Raw genomic sequence first — 19,136 nt, forward strand, 5'->3', positions numbered from 1 at the left:
GTCATCGGGATGCAGAAAAGAGTCGGTCGATCCACAGCAATCCCGCCACCACCGGCGCGGCGTGCGGGCCCTGTTTCAGGAAGGCCGCAATCTTCTCACCAGCGTCCGGAACAAATCAAACGTCATCGTACCGGACGCCATGGCATGGCCGGTCATTGCGCGCCCGGCGGGATCACGACCATGTGCATGGACAGTCCGGTCGCCCGGCGGCCGTCCCGAAGACGATCCCGGCCCCGCTAAGGCGGAACGAAAGCCGGCCCCCCTTGTGGAAGCGGCAGACGGAACACGAACACGCTTCCACCGCCGTCGCGCGGGCGGGCTGCCAGCGAGCCGCCATGCGCTTCGATGATGGAGCGACAGATCGCCAGCCCCATGCCCATGCCGCCCGCCTTGGTGGTGAAGAAGGGATCGAAGATGCGGGCCACGGCCTCGTCCGGAATGCCGGCACCGTTGTCTTCGATGCTGACGACGACGTGTTCCCGCTCGCGCGACGAGCTGATGGCAAGTTCCCTCGCCTCGTCCGGCGTCTGCGCCATCGCGTCGAGCGCATTGGTGACGAGGTTCAGCACCACCTGCTGGAGCTGGACCCGGTCGGCCTCGACCGCGGCAGTGCCGGCCTCCAGCCGGGTGAGCACCTTCACGTTCCGCTGGTCGATCTCGATGCGCAGCATGCCGAGCACGTCGCGCAGCACATCGTCGGGTGCCAGCGGCACCAGCACCGCGGGCGCCTGCTTGGCGAGCGACCGCAGCGCGCGGATGATGTCGGCCGCGCGCAGGCTGTCCTGCTTGATGTGGGCCAGGCCGTCCAGCGCTTCGACGATATCGGGCGTCGCCCGCTTCAGCCAGCGCAGGCTCGCGTCCGCGGACGCCACGATGGCCGTTAACGGTTGGTTCACCTCATGCGCGATCGACGCGGCCAGGCTGCCCATCACGGTCAGGTGCGAAGTGCGGGCAAGCTCGGCGCGGGCCGTCTGCAAGCTCAGCTCGGCGCTCAGGCGCCGGTTGCTCTCGTCGATGAACTGCTCGTAGAGGCGTGCCGTTTCCAGCGAGATCGCGACCTGCGGCGCCAGCACCGCGAGCTGTGCGATGCGCCCGGAATCGAACACCCCGGGCGCCAGGTTGTTCTCGAGGTAGACGATGCCGATCAGCACCCCGCCCCTGAGCAGCGGCAGGCACAGCACCGAGCGCAGCCGGGCACCGCCCGCCGTGCGCTGGCGGATCGAGGGCGCATCGACCGCCGCATCCGCCAGCACGAGCGGCTCGCGCGTCCGTAGCACGCTGTTCAGCACCGCCAGGGGCAGCGCCTCGTCGGTCGGCGCCACGGCGCCGAGGGTGACGACCACCCGGCCGCCGACCACCCGGCCGGAAGCCTCGATCACCGGCTTGCAGTCACGCATCAGCAGCAACAAGCCGTACTGCGCGCCGGCATGGACGACGATGTCGGTCATCAGGGTCTCGACCAGCCTGTCCATGACCAGCTCGCCGGACATCGCCTGCGCCGCACGGATGCCCAGCGCCCAGTCCGGCCGGCCCTGGACTGCCACCGCGGCGGCAGCCCCCTCGCCGGCATCCAGCGCCAGGTGCGGCAGGGCCGCCGCCAGGCGCGCCGCCTTGTGGTCAGCCCCCCAGCGCCGGTAGCCGGCATGCGCCTGGCTCAGATGCTGGCGGCCAGCGGTGTGCAGGCCTTGCGCCTCGCACAGCAGTCCGGCCAGCTCGTGGGCCAGCGCCTGTTCGTGCACGAAGCCGGCCGCGGCCGCCGCATGCGCCGACTGTTCGTAGCAGACCAGCGCCTGCAGCGCGTCGCCGCGCAACCGTGCGCACTCCGCCTCGACCAGCAGGCGTTTGCTCTGGAAGGTCGCCGGGTTGAGCACTGCCCAGCGCACGAAGCGCTCATGGTGCTCGGCGAGCGCCGCGGCGCCGGTCGGCACCGGGTCGGCATGCGCGGTGGCGAGCGCAAGGAAGAGATGGCAGTCGGCCACGTTGATGTGGGCCGGCGCCGACCAGGTCAGGGCCCGCGCCTGCGTCAGGCTGTGCAGCGCCTGTGCCCAGTCGCCGCGAAAGGCACTGGCCATGCCATCGTATAGCCAGATCCAGAACCGCGTCGGCTGCGAATTGCTTTCCGCCAGCCGCGCCGCCACGCGCGCGACGTCCACCTCGCCCTGCGCGCTCGCATCGAGCGCCGCACCGCCTCCCAGTCGCAGCACGAAATCCTTCTGCGCATTGAGGATGAGCTCGATGTCGCGGTAGCGGATCAGGCGGGTGAGCGCAAGGCCGCGCTCGATTTCCTCTTCCACCAGCCGCAGGTGTTCGCCCATCGCCAGCAGGTCGGAGGCGATGTGGTTGCGCGCATAGCAGGCCATGCCGATGTCGCCCGAAGCCTGGCCCTGCGTGACGGCCCGCTGCGCGTGGCCGAGCGCGTAGGCGAGCGGACGGGTCCAGGGGCTGACCTGGTCGACCGCGACCAGGGTGGCAATGCGCTCGGCTTCGTAGCCGTGGCGATCGATCAGCGCCATCGCCGCCAGGCCGTAGGCCAGCCCATCCTCGTATTCGTCGTAGAGGCTGGCGATGAACACGCCGAACCAGGACAGACCGTAGGGCGATTCGGGCGTGGCGCCGTGAGCCAATGTCAGCTCCACCATCTTGGCGACATGCAGGAAGCTGATGCCGTCGGTGACGAAAAGCGAGGAGATCAGCGTCGACAGCAGCCCCATGACGGTCTGGATGCGCGGGTCCGCCGTCGCCGGCAGACTGCCGAGGCTGGCGATCGGACGGCTGCCCAGCGCTGCCTTCACCGCCTCGTAGCTCGCCCGCATTTCGTCCTTGCCCGGCCCGCGCCGCAGATGGACGCCGAGCAGCGCCAGACCGGACAACGCCGCGTTGATCGCGCCCTCGTAGTCGGAGCGCACGGTCTGCAGGCTGGCCTTGAGGCGGTGCACCGCGGCGCGGTCGAGCGCGCCGAGATCCCGCGTCAGCAGCCGGTCGATCTCGTCCGATGCCTGCGCCAGGTTGGCCTCGGCCAGCAGGCATTCGCACTTGAGCAGATCGACACCGTAGGCAAGCGCGTAGTGCGAGGTCCACCACGAGGGCGCCATCAGGCTCAGCGCCACCTCGACGTAGCGGGTGGCCTGGCCGATGGCCGCGCTGCGCTTGGCGCAGCGCCCGGCCACGATCAGCGCCTGCACGAAGGCGACGCGCTCGGCCGCCGACAGGTCGTGCGCCACCGCGCGCTCGATCTGGTTGCCGATCTCGAAAGCATGCTCGGCGAGTTGCTCGCCCCAGTAGGCGATCATGATCCCGGCGATGCGGGCGTGCGTGCACACACGCGCCTCCACCGGAATCTGCGAGTAGGCGGATTCCAGCACGCGGTCGTGCTGGAATGCGTAGCCGGCAGCATCACGGATCAGCAGCCTGGCGTCGACGCAGGGCCGCAGCCGCTGGCGCAGTTGCAGCGGGCTGATGCCGGCGATGCGGGCAAGCAGGTCCTCGTCGCAGCGGATGCCGACGCAGGCGAGTTGCTGCAGCAGCGCCAGCGCGGCCCGCGGCAGCCGGGAGAAGCGCCGGATCATCAGGTCGATCACGTCGTCGGCATAGCGGCGCCGGGCGAGCTCGGCCCCGTCCCAGTGCCAGTTGCCCCCCTCTCTGCTGCGGGCCAGCACGCCCTCGTCCACCAGCGCGCGCAGCAACTGGGTGGCAAAGAAGGGATTGCCGCCGGTCCGGCGATGCACGGCATGCGCGAGCGCCTCGACCTGCACCGGCGTTTGGTCCAGCGTGGCCGCGATCAATCCGGTCAGATCCTGCGGGCCGAGCGGCTTGAGTGCGAGGCGGGTTACCGGGATCGCATGGACACGGCCGGCGTGCAACAGCCAGGCCAGCTGCCGCGCCAGGGCGGCGTCCTTGTCGCGGTAGGCACAAATCAGGAGCACGCCGGCCGGCGGCTGCCCGACGAAGGCTTCCAGCAGGGCGATGGTGGAAGCATCCCCCCATTGCAGGTCATCGAAGAACAGCAGCAGCGGCCGACCGCCTGCGGTAAAGGCGGCCAGCGTCTGCAGGACGGCGTTTTCCAGCCGCGCCTGCGCCTGCGGGGCCGGCACGTTGGACAGCGGCACGGTGCGGCCGAACACATGCTCGACCTCCGGTACGAGTTCGACCACGGCCCTGCCCTGGCCGGCCAGCCCATCCAGCCAGCGTTGCCGCAGGTCGGCGAGCGTGGCCTCGTCCTCGCCCAGCAGTCCCATCGTCAGCATGCGGATGGCCTGCGCCACCGGCGCATAGGGCATATCGGGCTGCAACTGGTCGCTCTTGCCCACCGCCACCCGCGCCCCCTGCCGTTCGGCTTCGCGCTCCAGCCATTCCACCAGGGCCGACTTTCCCATGCCGGCCGCACCGGCGAGCAGCACCAGCTCGGACCTGCCGTGCTTGCGCACGCGCGCCAGCGCGTCGTTCAGCACCGTCATCTCCCTGACGCGGCCAAAAAGCTGCCCCGGCATGGCGAGCGCACTGGCGGCACCAGCCGCATCGAGCAGGAAAGGCGCAATGCGGCCCTGCTCCGTCCACTCGGTCAGGCAGCGGCCGAGGTCGGCCAGCGCCGAACCGGCCGAGACGTAGCGCGCCCCCGGATCCTTGGCCATCAGCTTCAGCACGAGTTCGCCAAGGATGGCCGGCACCTCCGGTCGCCGCTGCCGTGGTGCCGGCGGCTCGACCGCGACATGGGCATGCAGCCAGGCAGCCGGCGATTCGGCGCCGTAGGGCAGGCTGCCGGTCAGGAACGCATAGAGTGAAATCCCCAGCGCATAGAGATCCGTCCGGGTGTCGGCCCCCAGCGCCTCATCGCGGCCGAGCTCGGGCGCGAGATAGGGCAATGCCGCGGCGCCCGGGCGCAACAGGCGCGGCTCCGGTTCAAGCGGCACGGCATAGCCGAAGCCGGTCAGGCGCACCGCGTGGTCGGCGTCGATCAGCAGGTTGTGCGGCCGGACATCGCCATGCAGCAGGCCCTGCGCATGCAATTCGGCCAGCGCTTGCGCCGCACCGATAGCCAGTTCGAGGAATTCTCCGATGGGCACGGCCTGGCCCAGCAGGTCGCAGCCGATCTGCGTGGTTGCGTCGGCAGGCAGCACCATCACCATGCGATCCGGTGTCCAGATCGTCGCCACCGGCACCGCCGCCCAGGCCACCTGCAGGCGCGGTGCGAGCCGGGCCTCGTGCTGCAGCTGCTCGCAACCTGCCGAATCCACCAGGCAGGCGCTGCGGGCAAACCACCACGTCCGCGTGAGCGGGTCGAACAGCCGATGGCAGCTCACCCCGTCCATCGTGTAGAGCTCGACCTGCTCTGCCCGCGCCAGCCACGCGTAGTCGAACACCGGCGCGGACCGAGGGAGCGTCATGGCAGCGCCTTGCGGATGCCGAGCTGCTGCGCCATCAGCACCAGGTCGGCAAAGCTGCGCGCCTTCATCTTGCGCATCGCCTGGCCGCGATGCATCTTCACCGTCACCTCGCTGATGCCGATGTCCCCGGCGATCTGCTTGTTGAGCAGGCCGGCGACGGCCAGCCGCATGACCTCGGCCTCGCGCGGCGTCAGGTTCTGAAAGTTGGCGCGGATCTCGTCGGCCTGGCGCACGCCCTCGCGGCGCAACCTGTCCTTTTCCAGCGCGGCCGTCACCGCGTCGAGCAGATCCTGGTCGCGCAAGGGCTTGGCCATGAAATCCTCCGCCCCGGCCTTCATCGCCGCCACCGTCATCGGGATGTCGCCGTGGCCGGTCATGAAGATGATGGGAATCTGCACGCCCATCCGCCCCAGCCGGGACTGCAGGTCCAGCCCGCTCGCGCCGCGCAGCCGCACGTCCAGCACCATGCAGCAGGGCAGGTCCGGCAGCGCGAACTCCAGCACTTCCGCCGCCGAGGCAAAGAGCGCCACCTTCAGGCCGACCGAGCGGAACAGGCTGCCCAAGGCGCCGCGCAACGACGCATCGTCATCGACGATCAGGACCAGGGCTTCTTCGCCGGCGTCAGGGTCGACGCCCGCGGGCTGCGGACTGCTGGATGTCACTGTCGCTTCTCCGTCGGGGTACGTCCTCAAGCAGGCTTCGCCGGCCCGCTCCCGGACGGCGCGCGAGTACGCCCCGTCCGGTGCCGGTCGTCCCCGCGGACATGCGCCACCCATCCCGGGCCGCCGGCTTTGGGGCCGATTTCAGCACAGCGCAGCGCGCCTGAGAACCCATACCTTGGTGTTGGCCCCGCCGCCCCGCGTCGGCGGCGCGGGCCAAGCTCGCGGCGTGCTGCGGCTGCCGCGCTGCAAGCCGCGCCGCAGGCCGGTCTGGCCTCCGCCACGCGCCGCCGCCGGCCGCCTGCTTCGGCTGCCCCCGGCCCCGGGCACAGGCCGACCCATACGAAAGGACGATGGCCGACGGCCGCGCCGGGTTCTACGCTGGGTACAGGTCGCAGGCGCCGGTCGCGGCCGAATCCAACCCCACCCCGGGCGCTGCGGACGCGACAGGCACATGCCGCGGCCGTAACGCCTTCGAATCAGGAGCAGACGATGTCCAACCCCAAGCTCGAAGTCCTGACCCCGCAGAACAGCCAGCTCATCTTCATCGACCACCAGCCGCAGATGGCCTTCGGCGTGCAGTCCATCGACCGCCAGACGCTGAAGAACAACGTCGTCGGCCTGGCCAAGGCGGCGAAGATCTTCAACATCCCGACCACCATCACCACGGTGGAAACCGAAGCCTTCTCCGGCTACACCTACCCCGAGCTGCTCGACGTCTTCCCCGACCACCCGCTGCTCGAACGCAGCTCGATGAACTCCTGGGACGACCAGAAGGTGCGCGACGCGCTGGCCGCGAACGGCCGCAAGAAGGTGATCGTGTCCGGCCTGTGGACCGAGGTCTGCAACACCACCTTCGCCCTGTGCGCGATGCTGGAAGGCGGCTACGAGATCTACATGGTGGCCGACGCCTCCGGCGGCACCAGCAAGGATGCCCACGACTACGCGATGCAGCGCATGGTGCAGGCCGGCGTGGTGCCGATGACCTGGCAGCAGGTGCTGCTCGAATGGCAGCGCGACTGGGCGCACCGCGACAGCTACGACGCGGTGATGAAGCTGGTGAAGGAACACTCCGGCGCCTACGGCATGGGCGTGGACTACGCCTACACCATGGTGCACAAGGCGGAGCAGCGCACCACCACGCCGCACAAGGCGATTCCCGCCGTACCGGCGCGCTGAACGCATCGCCCGCCGCCGCGCCGCGGCGGCGTACCGCGGGGCCCAAAACGACAAATTCCTCTCCCCCTCCCCAACGGACAGATCCGATCATGAGCACACGACAAGCCAGCCAGACGCCCGACGCCTCCCGCCGCAAGCTGCTGATCGGCAGCGCCACCGCCGCGGCCGCCGCTTCGGTGACCTCGGCCACCGCACTCACCGCCACCAACGCCACTGCGGCCAGCCAGCCAAAGGCGGCGGCCGGGCGCGGCCACTACGTCGGAACCCGGGACGGCACACGCATCTTCTACAAGGACTGGGGCAGCGGCCGCCCGGTGGTGTTCTCCCACGGCTGGCCGCTCAACTCGGATGCCTGGGATGCACAGATGCTGTTCCTGGCACAGAAGGGCTTCCGCGTCATCGCCCACGACCGCCGCGGCCACGGTCGTTCCGACCAGCCAGCGCAGGGCAACGACATGGACACCTATGCCGACGACCTCGCCGCCGTGCTCGACGCGCTCGACCTCAAGGACGCGACCCTGGTCGGCCACTCCACCGGCGGTGGCGAGGTGGCCCACTACCTCGGTCGCCACGGCAGCAAGCGCGTCGCCCGCGCGGTACTGATCGGCGCGGTGCCGCCCATCATGCTGAAAACCGCGGCCTACCCCGGCGGCCTGGCCATGGACGTGTTCGACGGCATCCGCAAGGGTGTGGCGGAGAACCGCTCCCAGTTCTACAGGGATCTCGCGGTCCCCTTCTTCGGCTTCAACCGCCCCGGCGCCAAGGTCGCGCAGGGCACCATCGACGCCTTCTGGGCGCAGGGCATGACCGGCGGCATCCTCGGCCAGTACGCCTGCATCAAGGAATTCTCCGAGGTGGATTACACCGCCGACCTGAAAAAGATCGACGTACCCACGCTCTTCCTGCACGGCGACGACGACCAGATCGTGCCTATCGACAACTCGGCGAAGCTGGCCGCCAAGCTGGTGAAGAATGCCACCCTCAAGGTCTATCCGGGCGCCTCGCACGGCATGTGCGTGGTCGATGCCGACAAGGTCAACGCCGACCTGCTGGCCTTCCTGACCGCCTGATTCCTCCGCGCCCCGTGCCCCGCGGCAGCGGCGGCCGGATCTTCCCGACACCAGACCGCCGCCCCCCGCGACGGCGGCACCGACCGAGGGCCAGCCATGTCACCCACTCCCACCCCCGACCTCATCCTCGTCAACGGCCGGTTCGCCACCCTCGACAAGGCCAACCCGCAAGCTGATGCCGTCGCCATCCACGACGGCCGCTTCCTCGCCGTCGGCAGCCGCCAGGACGTCATGAAGCTGGCCGGGCCGCAGACGAAGCTCGTCGACCTCAACGGCCGGCGCGCCATCCCCGGCCTGATCGACAGCCACATGCACATCATCCGCGGCGGCCTCAACTACAACATGGAGCTGCGCTGGGACGGCGTGCGTTCGCTGGCCGAAGCCATGCGCATGCTGAAGGAACAAGCCGCGCGCACGCCGGCACCACAGTGGGTCCGGGTGGTGGGCGGCTTCACCGAACACCAGTTCGCCGAAAAACGCCTGCCCACGCTGGAAGAACTCAACGCCGCCGCGCCGGACACGCCGGTGTTCATCCTCCACCTCTACGACCGCGCCCTGCTCAACGGCGCCGCCCTGCGTGCGGTCGGCTACACCAGGGACACGCCCAACCCGCCCGGCGGCGAAATCGTGCGCGACGCCCACGGCAACCCCACCGGCCTGCTGCTGGCCCAGCCCAACGCCACCATCCTCTACGCCACCCTGGCCAAGGGCCCCAAGCTGCCGCCGGAGTACCAGAAGAACTCCACCCGCCACTTCATGCGCGAGGTGAACCGCCTCGGCGTCACCGGCGTCATCGATGCCGGCGGCGGCTTCCAGAACTACCCGGACGACTACCGGATCATCGAGGAGCTGCACCGCGAGGGCCAGCTCACCGTGCGCCTGGCCTACAACCTGTTCACCCAGAAACCGAAGGAGGAACTGGCCGACTTCAAGAGCTGGAGCGCCCAGGTGCAGCCCGGCCAGGGCGACGACCTCTACCGCCACAACGGCGCCGGCGAGATGCTGGTCTATACCGCCGCCGACTTCGAGGATTTCCGCGTCGAACGCCCGGACATGCCGCCGTCGATGGAAGCCGACCTGGAACCGGTGATCCGCCTGCTCGCCGAAAAGCGCTGGCCGTGGCGGCTGCACGCCACCTACGACGAAACCATCTCGCGCGCGCTGGACGTGTACGAGAAAGTCGCCCGCGACGTGCCCTTCGACGGCCTCAACTGGTTCTTCGACCACGCCGAGACCATCTCGGAGCGCAACATCGACCGCATCGCCGCACTCGGCGGCGGCATCGCCGTGCAGCACCGCATGGCCTACCAGGGCGAGTACTTCGTCGAGCGCTACGGCGCCCGCGCCGCCGAAGCCACGCCGCCGGTGAAGAAGATGCTGGAGCGCGGCGTGAAGGTGGGCGCCGGCACCGACGCCACCCGGGTCGCCTCCTACAACCCCTGGGTATCGCTGTCCTGGCTCACCACCGGCAAGACGGTGGGCGGCCTCGGCCTCTATCCCCAGGCCAACCTGCTCGACCGCGACACCGCGCTACGGCTGTGGACCGAGGCCAACACCTGGTTCTCCTCCGAAGTGGGCAAGAAGGGGCAGATCAAGGCCGGCCAGCTCGCCGACCTGGCGGTGCTGTCGGCCGACTACTTCAGCGTGCCCGGCGACGAGATCCAGGACATCACCTCGGTGCTGACCCTGCTGGGCGGCGAAGTCGTGCACGGCGACCAGGAATTCGGCCCGCTGGCGCCGCAACTGCCGCCGCCGATGCCGGACTGGTCGCCGGTGCGCAACGACGGCGGCTACCGCCCGCGCGCCATCCAGAGCGCCCAGGGTTACAACAAGGCCCGCCTGCAGCCGGATGCCGCCTGCGGCTGCGCCAGTGCCTGCGGCGTGCACGGCCACGCCCATGCCCAGGCCTGGGCAACGCAGGTGCCGGCCGGCGACGCGCGCAGCTTCTGGGGCGCGCTCGGCTGCGCCTGCTGGGCGTTCTGACGCCATGGCCGCCACGCCCACTGCCGGTGCCCCGGCCGCGCCAGCCACAGGCGGCGCCTTCGCCCCGCTCGCCCGCCCCACCTTCGCGGTGCTGTGGGTGGCCACCGTGCTGGGCAACATCGGCAGCTTCATGCGCGACGTGGCCAGCGCCTGGCTGGCGACCGACCTGTCGTCCTCGCCGGCCGCGGTGGCGATGATCCAGGCCGCCGCGACCCTGCCGGTTTTCCTGCTCGCCATCCCCGCCGGCGTGCTGTCCGACATCCTCGACCGGCGTCGCTTCCTGATCGCCGTCCAGGTCGGGCTGGCACTGGTCAGCGGCACGCTGGCGCTGCTGGCCTGGCGCCAGGCCCTGAGCATCGAGATCCTGATCGCGATGACCTTCCTCGGCGGCGTCGGCGCGGCCATGATGGGGCCGAGCTGGCAATCCATCGTGCCGGAGCTGGTGTCGCAGGACATGCTGCGCCGCGCGGTGGCGCTCAACTCGCTCGGCGTGAACATCGCCCGCGCCATCGGCCCCGCAGGCGGCGGCCTGCTGCTGGCGGCCTTCGGCGCGGCCGTCACCTACGGCGCCGACCTCGTCAGCTACCTGTTCGTGATCGGCGCGCTGCTGTGGTGGCAACGCCCCGCGCAAGCGGACAACCCGCTGCGCGAACACTTCTTCGGTGCGCTGCGCGCCGGGCTGCGCTTCACCCGCGCGCACAGCAAGCTGCATGTGGTGCTGATCCGCGCGGCGGTGCACTTCGCCTTCGGCAGCAGCATCTGGGCGCTGTTGCCGCTGGTCGCCAAGCAGCTGCTGCAGGGCGGCGCCGGGCTCTACGGCGTGCTGCTCGGTGCGGTCGGCGCCGGCGCCATCCTCGGCGCGCTGGCGATGCCGCGGCTGCAGCGCCGGCTCGACGCCGACGGGCTGGTGCTGGCTTCTGCGCTGGCGACGGCGCTGGTGATGGCGGCGCTGTCCGCGGCGCCGCCGGTGTGGCTGGCGCTGCCGCTGCTGTTGCTGCTGGGTGCGGCCTGGATCCTGGCGCTGACCACGATGAGCGGCACCGCCCAGGCCATCCTGCCCAACTGGGTGCGCGGCCGCGCGCTGGCGGTGTACCAGATGGTGTTCAACGGTGCGCTGGCGGGCGGCAGCCTGCTGTGGGGCTTCGTCGCCCAGGCAGTCGGCACCCCGCACACCCTGCTGATCGCAGCCGGCGGCCTGGTGCTGGCCGCACTCGCCCTGCACCGCCTGCGCCTGCCGCGCGGCGAGGAGGATCTCGGGCCCGCGCGCCACTGGCCGGAACCCCAGCTGGCGGGCGCGATCGAGCATGACCGCGGCCCGGTGATGATCCTGATCGAATACCGCATCCAGCCCGCCGACCGCGACGCCTTCCTGCGCACGGTCCACGCGCTGTCGGAAGAACGCCTGCGCGATGGCGCCTTCAGCTGGGGCGTGATGGAAGACGCCGCCGACCCGCTGCGGCTGACCGAATGGTTCCTGGTGGAATCCTGGGCCGAGCACCTGCGCCAGCACCAACGGGTGCCGAACGCCGATGCCGACCTGCAGCGCGAACTCGCGCGCTTCCACACCGGCGCCGAAGCTCCCCAGGTGCGCCACCTGCTCGGCGTCGGCCTGCCGCCGGCCTAGCGCCGCACCGCCTTCCCTCCCTGCCCCGAGGTCTCCCATGAAGCTCTATCTCGTCTCCCTCGCCGTCGGCATCCTGGTCGGCATCATCTACGCGCTGCTGCAGGTGCGCTCGCCGGCGCCGCCCGTCGTCGCCCTGATCGGCCTGCTGGGCATGCTGATCGGCGAACAGGTGGTGCCGCCGGTCAAGCGCATGCTGGCCGGCGAGCCGGTGACGGCGGCCTGGTTCCACAGCGAATGCCTGCCGAAGATCACCGGCGCGACGCCGCCCATGGCCGACGCCGCCCCCCGCCGCGCCCAGGACCAGACCTCCGCATGATGGAAGCACCCTCAGCCTCACCCATACCCGGATGACGCGATAGCGGCTTGCCCGGACAAGCCTCGTCTCGTCGCCTGCCACCGATCAAGGAGCCCGCGTGAATACCGCGCCCGTGATTGCCATCGTCGACGATGACGCTTCGGTCAGGCAGGCCATGGGGCAGCTCCTGCGGTCTTTCGATTTCGCCGTGGCACTGTTCGGCAGCGGGGCCGAGCTCCTGCAGGCCCCCTCGCTGGAGGGGCTGGCCTGCGTCATCACCGACGTGCAGATGCCCGGCATGAACGGCTTCGATCTGTGCGAAGCGCTGCGCGCACGCGAGCTGGCCACGCCCGTCATCTTCATGACGGCCTTCTCGCAGGAAGGCGACCAGCAGCGCGCCCGCGCCATCGGCGCAACCGCCTTCCTCAGCAAGCCCTTCCAGGATCACGAACTCATCCACTGCATCGAATGCGCCCTGTCGCCGCCCGCGCAAAACGTCCGCCGGACACCCGGCTAGCGTGGGCGCCGGCCGGGGGAATGAAGGCCGGCCAGACGCTGGAACCGCATCGGGCAGTCGCCCTCAAGCGTCCGGCCGGCCGTCGGCGATCTCGTCATAACCGTGGCGGATGAACTGGACGAGACAGAAGCCGTGCCCGAAGGGATCGGCGAAACGCGCCAGCCGGCCCCAGGCGAAATCCTCCACCCCGCCCTCCGCCTGGGCGCCGGCGGCCAGCGCGCGCTCCGCCGCCAGCTCGACATCGGCCACGACGAGATCGATGTGCACCGGCGTCCAGTGGCGACGGTAGTCGCGGGTGGCGAGCGCGTTCGCCCCCGCTGCCGCAGCGGTGCCGGCAGCCTTCTGCAGCAGGTAGATCGGCGAGGACGCCCCCACCAGCTCCTGCACCCCGTCGCCCAGCCGGCGCCCGCGGCGCAGGCCGAAAGCGCGCTGGTAGAAATCGGTGGCGAGGGCAAGATCGTCGACGTCGATGTTGATCAGCAGCTCCATGCTCGCCCTCCATAGTCAAGCGATGCGCGCGATGTCCTCGACGCGCTCGAACATCTGTTCCGGCCGATGTGCGGCGAGCGAGGCCAGCGTGCCATAGCCCCAGGCGACCGCGCCGAAGGCCACACGCTCCTTGCGCGCCGCTTCCAGGTCGGTGACCTGGTCGCCGATGTAGATCGCATCGCCCGCGCCCAGCCCGGCACGCCGCACCACCTTGCGGATGCGCTCGGCCTTGCCGAAGATCGACATCCCGCATTCGAACTGGCCGATGCGGGCGACATTCCCGGCGCCGAGGATGCGCCGCACGTTGTCCGCCGCGTTGGACGACACCACCGCGAGCGCAACGCCCGCCTCGTCCAGCCGGCGCAGCACTTCGCCGACACCGTCGAACAGCGCGATCTCCTCCGCGTTGGCCTGCATCAGCCGGGTAAAGCTGCGCGCCACCGCCGGCAGCTTCCACGCCGGCAGGCCGACGTGGCTCATCATCTCGCGCGCGCCGAGATGGCGCAGCGCGGGCACTTCCTCCGGCTGGATGGTGCGGAAGCGGTGCTGTTCGGCAACCTGGTTGAACACCCGCAGGAAGAACGGAAAGGAATCCGCCAGCGTGCCGTCGAAATCGAAGATCGCCAGGCGGTATCTCATGACGCTCCCGATCGGCTGCCGAGCATGTCGCCCTCCGCCCCGACGGCAACCACGCGGTTGCGGCCCTCGGCCTTGGCGCGGTACAGCGCCGCGTCCGCGCGCGACAGCGCCATGTCCAGCGTTTCCCCGGCCTCGACCGCGAACTGCGCGACGCCGATGCTGACGCTCATCGCAATCTCCTGCCCCTGCCACGCCAGCGGCCGCGCCTGCAGGTGCTCGCGCACCCGCTCGGCCAGCGCCGCAGCGCCCGCGCGGGCGGCCGACGGCATCAGCACCACGAACTCCTCGCCGCCGATGCGGGCGATGGTGTCGCACTCGCGCACGCGGTCGCGCAGCACGCGGGCCATGTGCGCGATGGCGGCGTCGCCGGCGTCGTGGCCGTGGGTGTCGTTGATGCGCTTGAAGTGGTCGAGGTCGCACATCATCAGCGCCAGCGGCTCGCCGCTGCGGCGGCTGTGCTGCAGCTCCAGCACCGCGCGTTCCGCCAGCCCGCGCCGGTTGTACAGCCCGGACAGCGGGTCGGTATGCGCCAGCCGCTCGGCCTGCCGCTTTTCCTCTTCCAGCACCTGGATGCGGTAGCCGAGCGCGAGCGACAGCAGGATGGCCTCGACGCTGGCGCCCACCGAGGTCGCCCAGTGGGTGAAGTGGCTGGGCGTGAGCACCCCGGCGCTGGTGAGGCTATGCACCAGTAGCCCGCCGACCAGGAACAGCCAGGCCAGCGTGAAGTAGCGCGCCGGCCGGAAACCCGCGTGCCAGCGCAGCGCACCGGCCACCACCAGCACCGGCGTGGTGGCGAACAGCAGATTGGTGGCCCGCCCGACCACGTCCAGCGGCAGCCACGGCGTGGCGAGCAGCTTGAGCACGCACAGCGCGATCAGCAGCCGCAGCACCACGTCGATGCGCGGCAGCGTGGCGCGGGTGTCGAGGAAGTGACGGCTGAAGGACAGGCCGCCGATCAGGCCGAGGTCGGCGAAGAGGTGCAGCACATGGGTGTTCAGCCACGGCCAGTCCGGCCACAGGTAACGCTGGCCGATGCCGAACAGGGTGATCTGCGCGCCCAGGTAGGCGGACAGGTAGAGCACGTAGTACAGAAAACTGCGTTCGCGCGTGCTGAAGTACAGGAAGAGGTTATAGGCCAGCAGCCCCAGCAGAATGCCGAAGTGCAGGCCGATCAGCAGGTTGTTGGTGGCGACGTTGCCGGTAAAGCGCGACGGCTGCCAGGCGCGCAGCGGCAGGATCAGCCGGTTTTCCGAACTCACGCGCAGGTAGTAGGTCTGCCGCCCGCCCGCGGCCTCGCGCAGCACGAAGGCGGGGTGCTGGAAATCCACCGTGCGCGCCGCGTAGGGCAGCGCGGCGCCGGCCTCCTGCAGCAGCCGGCCGCCGCCGGCATCCGCCAGATAGAGCTGCACCCGGCCGGCATAGGCGTCGGCCAGCTCCAGCACCCAGTCGATGTCGTTCCCGCCGCTGTTCGATACCGGCAGCCGCAGCCAGATCGCCCCCTTCGGCCAGCCGAGCGCCTGCGACTCGCTCGCCACTGGCGTGTAACGGCCCGCCATCGCCGGCGCGCTCACCGCGGCCAGGTCGAACTCGCCACGCGGATCGGCCAGCATCGCCGTGCGACTGGCGAGATAGTCGCCGTCGAGCGCGCTGCGCGCCACGTCGAAACCTTCGGCACCGACCGGCCGCACCAGGCCGCAGAGCAGCGCGCCCAGCAGCACCAGGTGCAGCACCGCCCATTGCCCCCACCCGCGCGCAGCAGCGGCGCCGCAGACTCGCGGCTGCAGGCCATCGCTCACCCTGCCCACCACGCCGGCGTTCAATCCGCAGCCGCCCGAACCTGCCTGCGCCGCGGCGCCGCCTTCGGCCGCGGCCCGATCGCGCCGCTCGCCGCCGCGCGCAAAATGCGGCGGAAGGTGGGGCATTCGAGATGGCTGGGGGCGGAGCATTCCGCCGCGTGGCGCAGGCCGTCGCGCATCGCCGTCAGCTGGCGGATCTTGCGGTCGAGTTCATCGGCCCGCGCGCGCAGCAGATCGCGGTCGATCTGCAAGCCACCGTCGGCAGCGAACATCGCCGCGATCTCGTCGAGCGAAAAGCCGGACGCACGGCCCAGCGCGATCAGTGCCAGACGCTCCAGCACGCGCTCGTCGAACACCCGGCGCAAGCCCTGCCGGCCGAGCGCGGCGATCAGGCCCTTTTCCTCGTAGTAACGCAGCGTGGAGGCGGGCACGCCGGACTGCCGGGCGACCTCCGCAATATCGAGCGACATGGCGCTTGACCTCAAGTCGACTTGAACTAGCAAGATAGCAGCACCCCCCTTCCGACGACAGGAACTGCATCATGAACGACGCATACGACGACCAGAACGATGACAAAACCCAGGCCGCGCTCTGGAACGGCAGCGCCGGACGCGCCTGGGTCGACAGCCAGGCGCTGATGGACACCATGTTCCGGCCGATCAAAGACCTGCTGCTCGAATCCCTCGCCCATGTGCCAAACGCCGCGGTGCTGGACGTCGGCTGCGGCGCCGGCGCCACCACGGTCGCCATCGCGGGCCGGCTGGGCGCGCAGGGCCGCTGCACCGGCATCGACATCTCCGCGCCGATGATCGCCGCGGCCCGCGAACGCGCCGCCCGCGAAGCGCCCGCGGCGGAATTCGTCTGCGCCGACGCGCAGCGCCACGACTTCGGCCCCGCGCGTTTCGACCTCGTGCTGTCGCGCTTCGGCGTGATGTTCTTCGACGATCCGGTGGCCGCCTTCGCCCGCCTGCGCCACGCCACCCGCGACCACGGCCGGCTGCGCTTCATCGCCTGGCGCAGCCAGGCCGACAACGCCTTCCAGACCGCCGCCGAACGCGCGGCAAGGCCCCTGCTGCCGCAGCTTCCCCAACGCCGGCCCGACGAACCCGGCCAGTTCGGCTTCGCCGACCGCGGGCGGGTGGCGGACATCCTCGCCGCCGCCGGCTGGAAGGACGTGACGTTACGCGCGGCCGACATCGAATGCACATTTCCGGCGACCGAACTGCCCACCTACCTGAGCCGGATGGGCCCGGTGGGCCGAGCACTGGAAGGCGCGGACGCCGCCACGCGAAACAAGGTGATCGCCGCGCTGCAACCGGCCTTCGCGCCCTTCCTCCACGGCGACGAAGTCCGCTTCACCGCCGCGTGCTGGGACGTGAGCGCGCACGCCGTTCCGGGCTGAACCCACCACCGGGAGAGAAAGTGCTACCGGCCGGCGACGGAAACGACGCCGGCTGGCGGACTACCGGCTGCAAGCCGCCCGCGTGCCCGGCAACAGCAGCAGGAGCAGAAAGGTCAGCAGCAGGAACAAGGCCAACAGCACGTTCGGGCCCGGCAGGTGCGACAGGCTGTAGTTGGCCACCACCCAGCTGCCGAATCGGTACAACTGGAAGCACACCGCTCCGAGGCCGAGCCACCACGCCCACGCATAGCAGCGCCAGATCCCCCAGGCGATCAGCAGCCCGAGGATGCACACCAGCCAGGTCACCGGCTGCACGAAGTTCAGGCGGAGGCTGAAGAAATCGCCGGTCAGCGCGATCCGCACCAGCGAACCGCCGAGCACCAGCAGGACATAGACGACCGCGACCAGCGCCGCGAGGCGCGCTTGCATTTGACTACTCATGGGACTCCGCACACGACAGTGAAGAACCGGCTGGCTGCCGGCTCCGCGTTCAGGCCGCGATCCTAGCGGCCATGCCGTCGGCAAGCCAACCCGCGACACGCCGGCCGGCCGGAAAAGCGCGACGGGCGGAGCGTTGCGGGCCTCGCGCCCCGCCCTGCCCGGCACGTGCGGATCACCAGATCAGAAGCGCGATCCCGGCTGCTTCAGAAACTCAAGCTCTTCCGCGGTGCTCTCGCGGCCGAGAATCGCATTGCGGTGCGGATAGCGCCCGAAGCGGTCGACGATGGCCTTGTGCCGCAACTCGAAGTCGTAGTTGTCCGCCGGCGCAAACTCCCGAAACAGCGCCTCTGCCTGCACATGGATCAGGCGCGACTCGCTGTGCATGTAGGGCATCAACAGGAAAGCGCGCTCCACCGGCTCCAAGGCCGTCAGCGCCCCCGCCGCGACAGCCTCCTGCGCGAGCACCAGCGCCGCAGCGTCCTGCGCGAAGGCGCGCGGTGTGTCGCGATGGATGTTCCGAGAGAACTGGTCGAGGACGATGATTTCGGCGAGACGGCCTTTGGCATCCGCGCGCCACGAGAAGAGTTCGCCGTGTGCGGCACTGTCGAGCAACGGGCCGAAGCGCTGGCGGAGCAGCGCGTCAAAGGCGGGGTCGGCGGACCACCAGGCCTTGGGCGTGATTTCGGAGAACCAGAAGGTGAGGATTTCGGTGGGCATTCGAACTCCGTTCTGTCGTTAGGGTGGCAGAGATATGAGCTGCACTATAAGCCTTGTCCCGTACGAAACAGATTCATCCACCGTCGGCATAGTCGTGCCCGCCCTCCTTAGATCGCCTGTTCTTGGCGGACCGGGCTAGGACTAGCCAAGTCCAAGCCAATGCGAAGAAGCCCGTTAAAACTGATAAGGCAACCACACAGAACGCAATGAAGGAAACCGGATTGTGCGGCCCATAATCAATTACAAAGCCAATCAGCACGCCACAACAGCCAATGACAAACGCAGCCACGCCGAGTTTAAGGGGCTTTGCTGCGGGCCCGACGGTCTGCTCTAGATCCAATTGACCCACTCCATATCGATTCCCCGCAGGCTTCAGATCGTACAATCCTGGACCGAATAGTTGCAGCGCGACATTAGGCCGCCCCTCTGTTTTTCACATCTAAAAGCATGCCTCTAACGTCGGGCCGTACCACTGAGAGAAGCCGGAAAAACCGGGAGAATCACAACATCCAAGTACCATACTACTCAATCAGCACGATACGATTTTCGTACTCTTCGCCCTGTTTCTCCGCCTGAATAATAACAAGAGCCTGAGATCTTGTTCCACTCACGGAGAAGGAGTACTTACGATATGGATTCTCTTTTCCCGGGACACCAGCGTAATACACACTTTTTTCCAACGAGACGCTCTTGATATCGCCAACTGCGGCATACACCTCGGGAGCAGACCGCACGAATTCTTCTACTCCAGGCAAGACGCTGTCTTGCTTGGCGATGAATCCAATAAGTGCCTCCATGGCTACAACACCGAGCAGGCACAAGGAGCCAAGCTTGACCAACTTCTTTAACTTCGAATCAGACATAGCGGATGAACCCCATCATGGCAAACCGGGTCACACCCACGCGACACGACGCCGATAACACTTCCGGCTCTCCAGCAGCCG

The 19,136-nt window shown here is 69.4% G+C and carries 16 protein-coding genes; 7 read left to right on the forward strand and 9 right to left on the reverse strand.

Annotation, left to right across the window (positions count from 1 at the left end; translation table 11 throughout):
* Positions 1-236: 236 nt before the first annotated feature.
* A complete protein-coding gene (locus tag CJ010_RS16770) occupies positions 237-5,381 on the reverse strand; it encodes an ATP-binding protein (RefSeq protein WP_141019108.1) in 5,145 nt (1,714 codons plus the stop codon).
* The gene (locus CJ010_RS16775) at positions 5,378-6,043 is read right to left on the reverse strand and encodes a response regulator transcription factor (protein ID WP_141019109.1); all 666 of its coding nucleotides are present in this window, start codon (positions 6,041-6,043) and stop codon (positions 5,378-5,380) included. The genes CJ010_RS16770 and CJ010_RS16775 overlap by 4 nt, the downstream gene beginning before the upstream one ends.
* A 489-nt stretch (positions 6,044-6,532) precedes the next feature.
* Between CJ010_RS16775 and CJ010_RS16780 the strand changes: the two genes are divergently transcribed.
* From CJ010_RS16780 to CJ010_RS16805, 6 genes are all read left to right on the forward strand, one after another.
* Complete coding sequence (locus CJ010_RS16780) at positions 6,533-7,219, forward strand: hydrolase (protein WP_141019110.1); 687 nt, start codon at positions 6,533-6,535, stop codon at positions 7,217-7,219.
* An 89-nt stretch (positions 7,220-7,308) separates the two neighbouring features.
* On the forward strand, positions 7,309-8,289 hold the full coding sequence (locus CJ010_RS16785; protein ID WP_141019111.1) for an alpha/beta fold hydrolase: 981 nt from the start codon (positions 7,309-7,311) through the stop codon (positions 8,287-8,289).
* Between the two features lie 96 nt (positions 8,290-8,385).
* Positions 8,386-10,272, forward strand: coding sequence for an amidohydrolase (locus CJ010_RS16790; RefSeq protein ID WP_141019112.1), 1,887 nt, complete (start codon positions 8,386-8,388; stop codon positions 10,270-10,272).
* Between the two features lie 4 nt (positions 10,273-10,276).
* Positions 10,277-11,896, forward strand: a complete 1,620-nt coding sequence (locus tag CJ010_RS16795) for an MFS transporter (protein WP_141019113.1) — start codon at positions 10,277-10,279, stop codon at positions 11,894-11,896.
* Between the two features lie 37 nt (positions 11,897-11,933).
* Positions 11,934-12,212, forward strand: coding sequence for a XapX domain-containing protein (locus CJ010_RS16800; protein WP_141019114.1), 279 nt, complete (start codon positions 11,934-11,936; stop codon positions 12,210-12,212).
* Between the two features lie 97 nt (positions 12,213-12,309).
* A complete protein-coding gene (locus CJ010_RS16805) occupies positions 12,310-12,708 on the forward strand; it encodes a response regulator transcription factor (protein WP_141019115.1) in 399 nt (132 codons plus the stop codon).
* 63 nt (positions 12,709-12,771) lie between these two features.
* Here the strand turns inward: CJ010_RS16805 and CJ010_RS16810 are convergent, their stop codons facing one another.
* The 4 genes from CJ010_RS16810 to CJ010_RS16825 are packed head-to-tail and all read right to left on the reverse strand — an operon-like array spanning position 12,772 to position 16,102.
* The gene (locus tag CJ010_RS16810; protein ID WP_141019116.1) at positions 12,772-13,197 is read right to left on the reverse strand and encodes a VOC family protein; all 426 of its coding nucleotides are present in this window, start codon (positions 13,195-13,197) and stop codon (positions 12,772-12,774) included.
* A gap of 15 nt (positions 13,198-13,212) precedes the next feature.
* On the reverse strand, positions 13,213-13,836 hold the full coding sequence (locus CJ010_RS16815) for an HAD hydrolase-like protein (RefSeq protein WP_141019117.1): 624 nt from the start codon (positions 13,834-13,836) through the stop codon (positions 13,213-13,215).
* Positions 13,833-15,758, reverse strand: coding sequence for a diguanylate cyclase (locus CJ010_RS16820; RefSeq protein WP_168224977.1), 1,926 nt, complete (start codon positions 15,756-15,758; stop codon positions 13,833-13,835). Before CJ010_RS16820 ends, CJ010_RS16815 begins: the two co-directional genes overlap by 4 nt.
* Positions 15,653-16,102, reverse strand: a complete 450-nt coding sequence (locus CJ010_RS16825; RefSeq protein WP_141019119.1) for a helix-turn-helix domain-containing protein — start codon at positions 16,100-16,102, stop codon at positions 15,653-15,655. Before CJ010_RS16825 ends, CJ010_RS16820 begins: the two co-directional genes overlap by 106 nt.
* A gap of 71 nt (positions 16,103-16,173) precedes the next feature.
* Here CJ010_RS16825 and CJ010_RS16830 point away from each other — a divergent pair, with 71 nt between their 5' ends.
* Entirely contained in the window at positions 16,174-17,034 is an 861-nt protein-coding gene (locus CJ010_RS16830) for a class I SAM-dependent methyltransferase (RefSeq protein WP_141019120.1), read from the forward strand.
* A 60-nt stretch (positions 17,035-17,094) separates the two neighbouring features.
* Here the strand turns inward: CJ010_RS16830 and CJ010_RS16835 are convergent, their stop codons facing one another.
* From CJ010_RS16835 to CJ010_RS16845, 3 genes are all read right to left on the reverse strand, one after another.
* Positions 17,095-17,463 carry a hypothetical protein gene (locus tag CJ010_RS16835; protein ID WP_240794387.1) on the reverse strand — a complete coding sequence of 123 codons (369 nt, stop codon included), beginning with the start codon at positions 17,461-17,463 and terminating at the stop codon, positions 17,095-17,097.
* 192 nt (positions 17,464-17,655) lie between these two features.
* On the reverse strand, positions 17,656-18,192 hold the full coding sequence (locus CJ010_RS16840) for a DUF924 family protein (protein ID WP_141019122.1): 537 nt from the start codon (positions 18,190-18,192) through the stop codon (positions 17,656-17,658).
* A 521-nt stretch (positions 18,193-18,713) separates the two neighbouring features.
* On the reverse strand, positions 18,714-19,055 hold the full coding sequence (locus tag CJ010_RS16845) for a hypothetical protein (protein ID WP_141019123.1): 342 nt from the start codon (positions 19,053-19,055) through the stop codon (positions 18,714-18,716).
* Between the last annotated feature and the right edge of the window lie 81 nt (positions 19,056-19,136).

It is taken from the genome of Azoarcus sp. DD4, from assembly GCF_006496635.1.
In the GTDB taxonomy this organism is placed as follows: domain Bacteria; phylum Pseudomonadota; class Gammaproteobacteria; order Burkholderiales; family Rhodocyclaceae; genus Azoarcus.

Excerpts from the sequence above, each read along its gene's own strand:
- CJ010_RS16770 (WP_141019108.1), bottom strand. The coding sequence starts at position 5,381 with ATGACGCTCCCTCGGTCCGCGCCGGTGTTCGACTACGCGTGGCTGGCG.
- CJ010_RS16780 (WP_141019110.1), top strand. The coding sequence starts at position 6,533 with ATGTCCAACCCCAAGCTCGAAGTCCTGACCCCGCAGAACAGCCAGCTC.
- CJ010_RS16785 (WP_141019111.1), top strand. The coding sequence starts at position 7,309 with ATGAGCACACGACAAGCCAGCCAGACGCCCGACGCCTCCCGCCGCAAG.
- CJ010_RS16790 (WP_141019112.1), top strand. The coding sequence starts at position 8,386 with ATGTCACCCACTCCCACCCCCGACCTCATCCTCGTCAACGGCCGGTTC.
- CJ010_RS16795 (WP_141019113.1), top strand. The coding sequence starts at position 10,277 with ATGGCCGCCACGCCCACTGCCGGTGCCCCGGCCGCGCCAGCCACAGGC.
- CJ010_RS16800 (WP_141019114.1), top strand. The coding sequence starts at position 11,934 with ATGAAGCTCTATCTCGTCTCCCTCGCCGTCGGCATCCTGGTCGGCATC.
- CJ010_RS16810 (WP_141019116.1), bottom strand. The coding sequence starts at position 13,197 with ATGGAGCTGCTGATCAACATCGACGTCGACGATCTTGCCCTCGCCACC.
- CJ010_RS16815 (WP_141019117.1), bottom strand. The coding sequence starts at position 13,836 with ATGAGATACCGCCTGGCGATCTTCGATTTCGACGGCACGCTGGCGGAT.
- CJ010_RS16820 (WP_168224977.1), bottom strand. The coding sequence starts at position 15,758 with ATGCCCCACCTTCCGCCGCATTTTGCGCGCGGCGGCGAGCGGCGCGAT.
- CJ010_RS16825 (WP_141019119.1), bottom strand. The coding sequence starts at position 16,102 with ATGTCGCTCGATATTGCGGAGGTCGCCCGGCAGTCCGGCGTGCCCGCC.
- CJ010_RS16830 (WP_141019120.1), top strand. The coding sequence starts at position 16,174 with ATGAACGACGCATACGACGACCAGAACGATGACAAAACCCAGGCCGCG.
- CJ010_RS16835 (WP_240794387.1), bottom strand. The coding sequence starts at position 17,463 with ATGCAAGCGCGCCTCGCGGCGCTGGTCGCGGTCGTCTATGTCCTGCTG.
- CJ010_RS16840 (WP_141019122.1), bottom strand. The coding sequence starts at position 18,192 with ATGCCCACCGAAATCCTCACCTTCTGGTTCTCCGAAATCACGCCCAAG.
- CJ010_RS16845 (WP_141019123.1), bottom strand. The coding sequence starts at position 19,055 with ATGTCTGATTCGAAGTTAAAGAAGTTGGTCAAGCTTGGCTCCTTGTGC.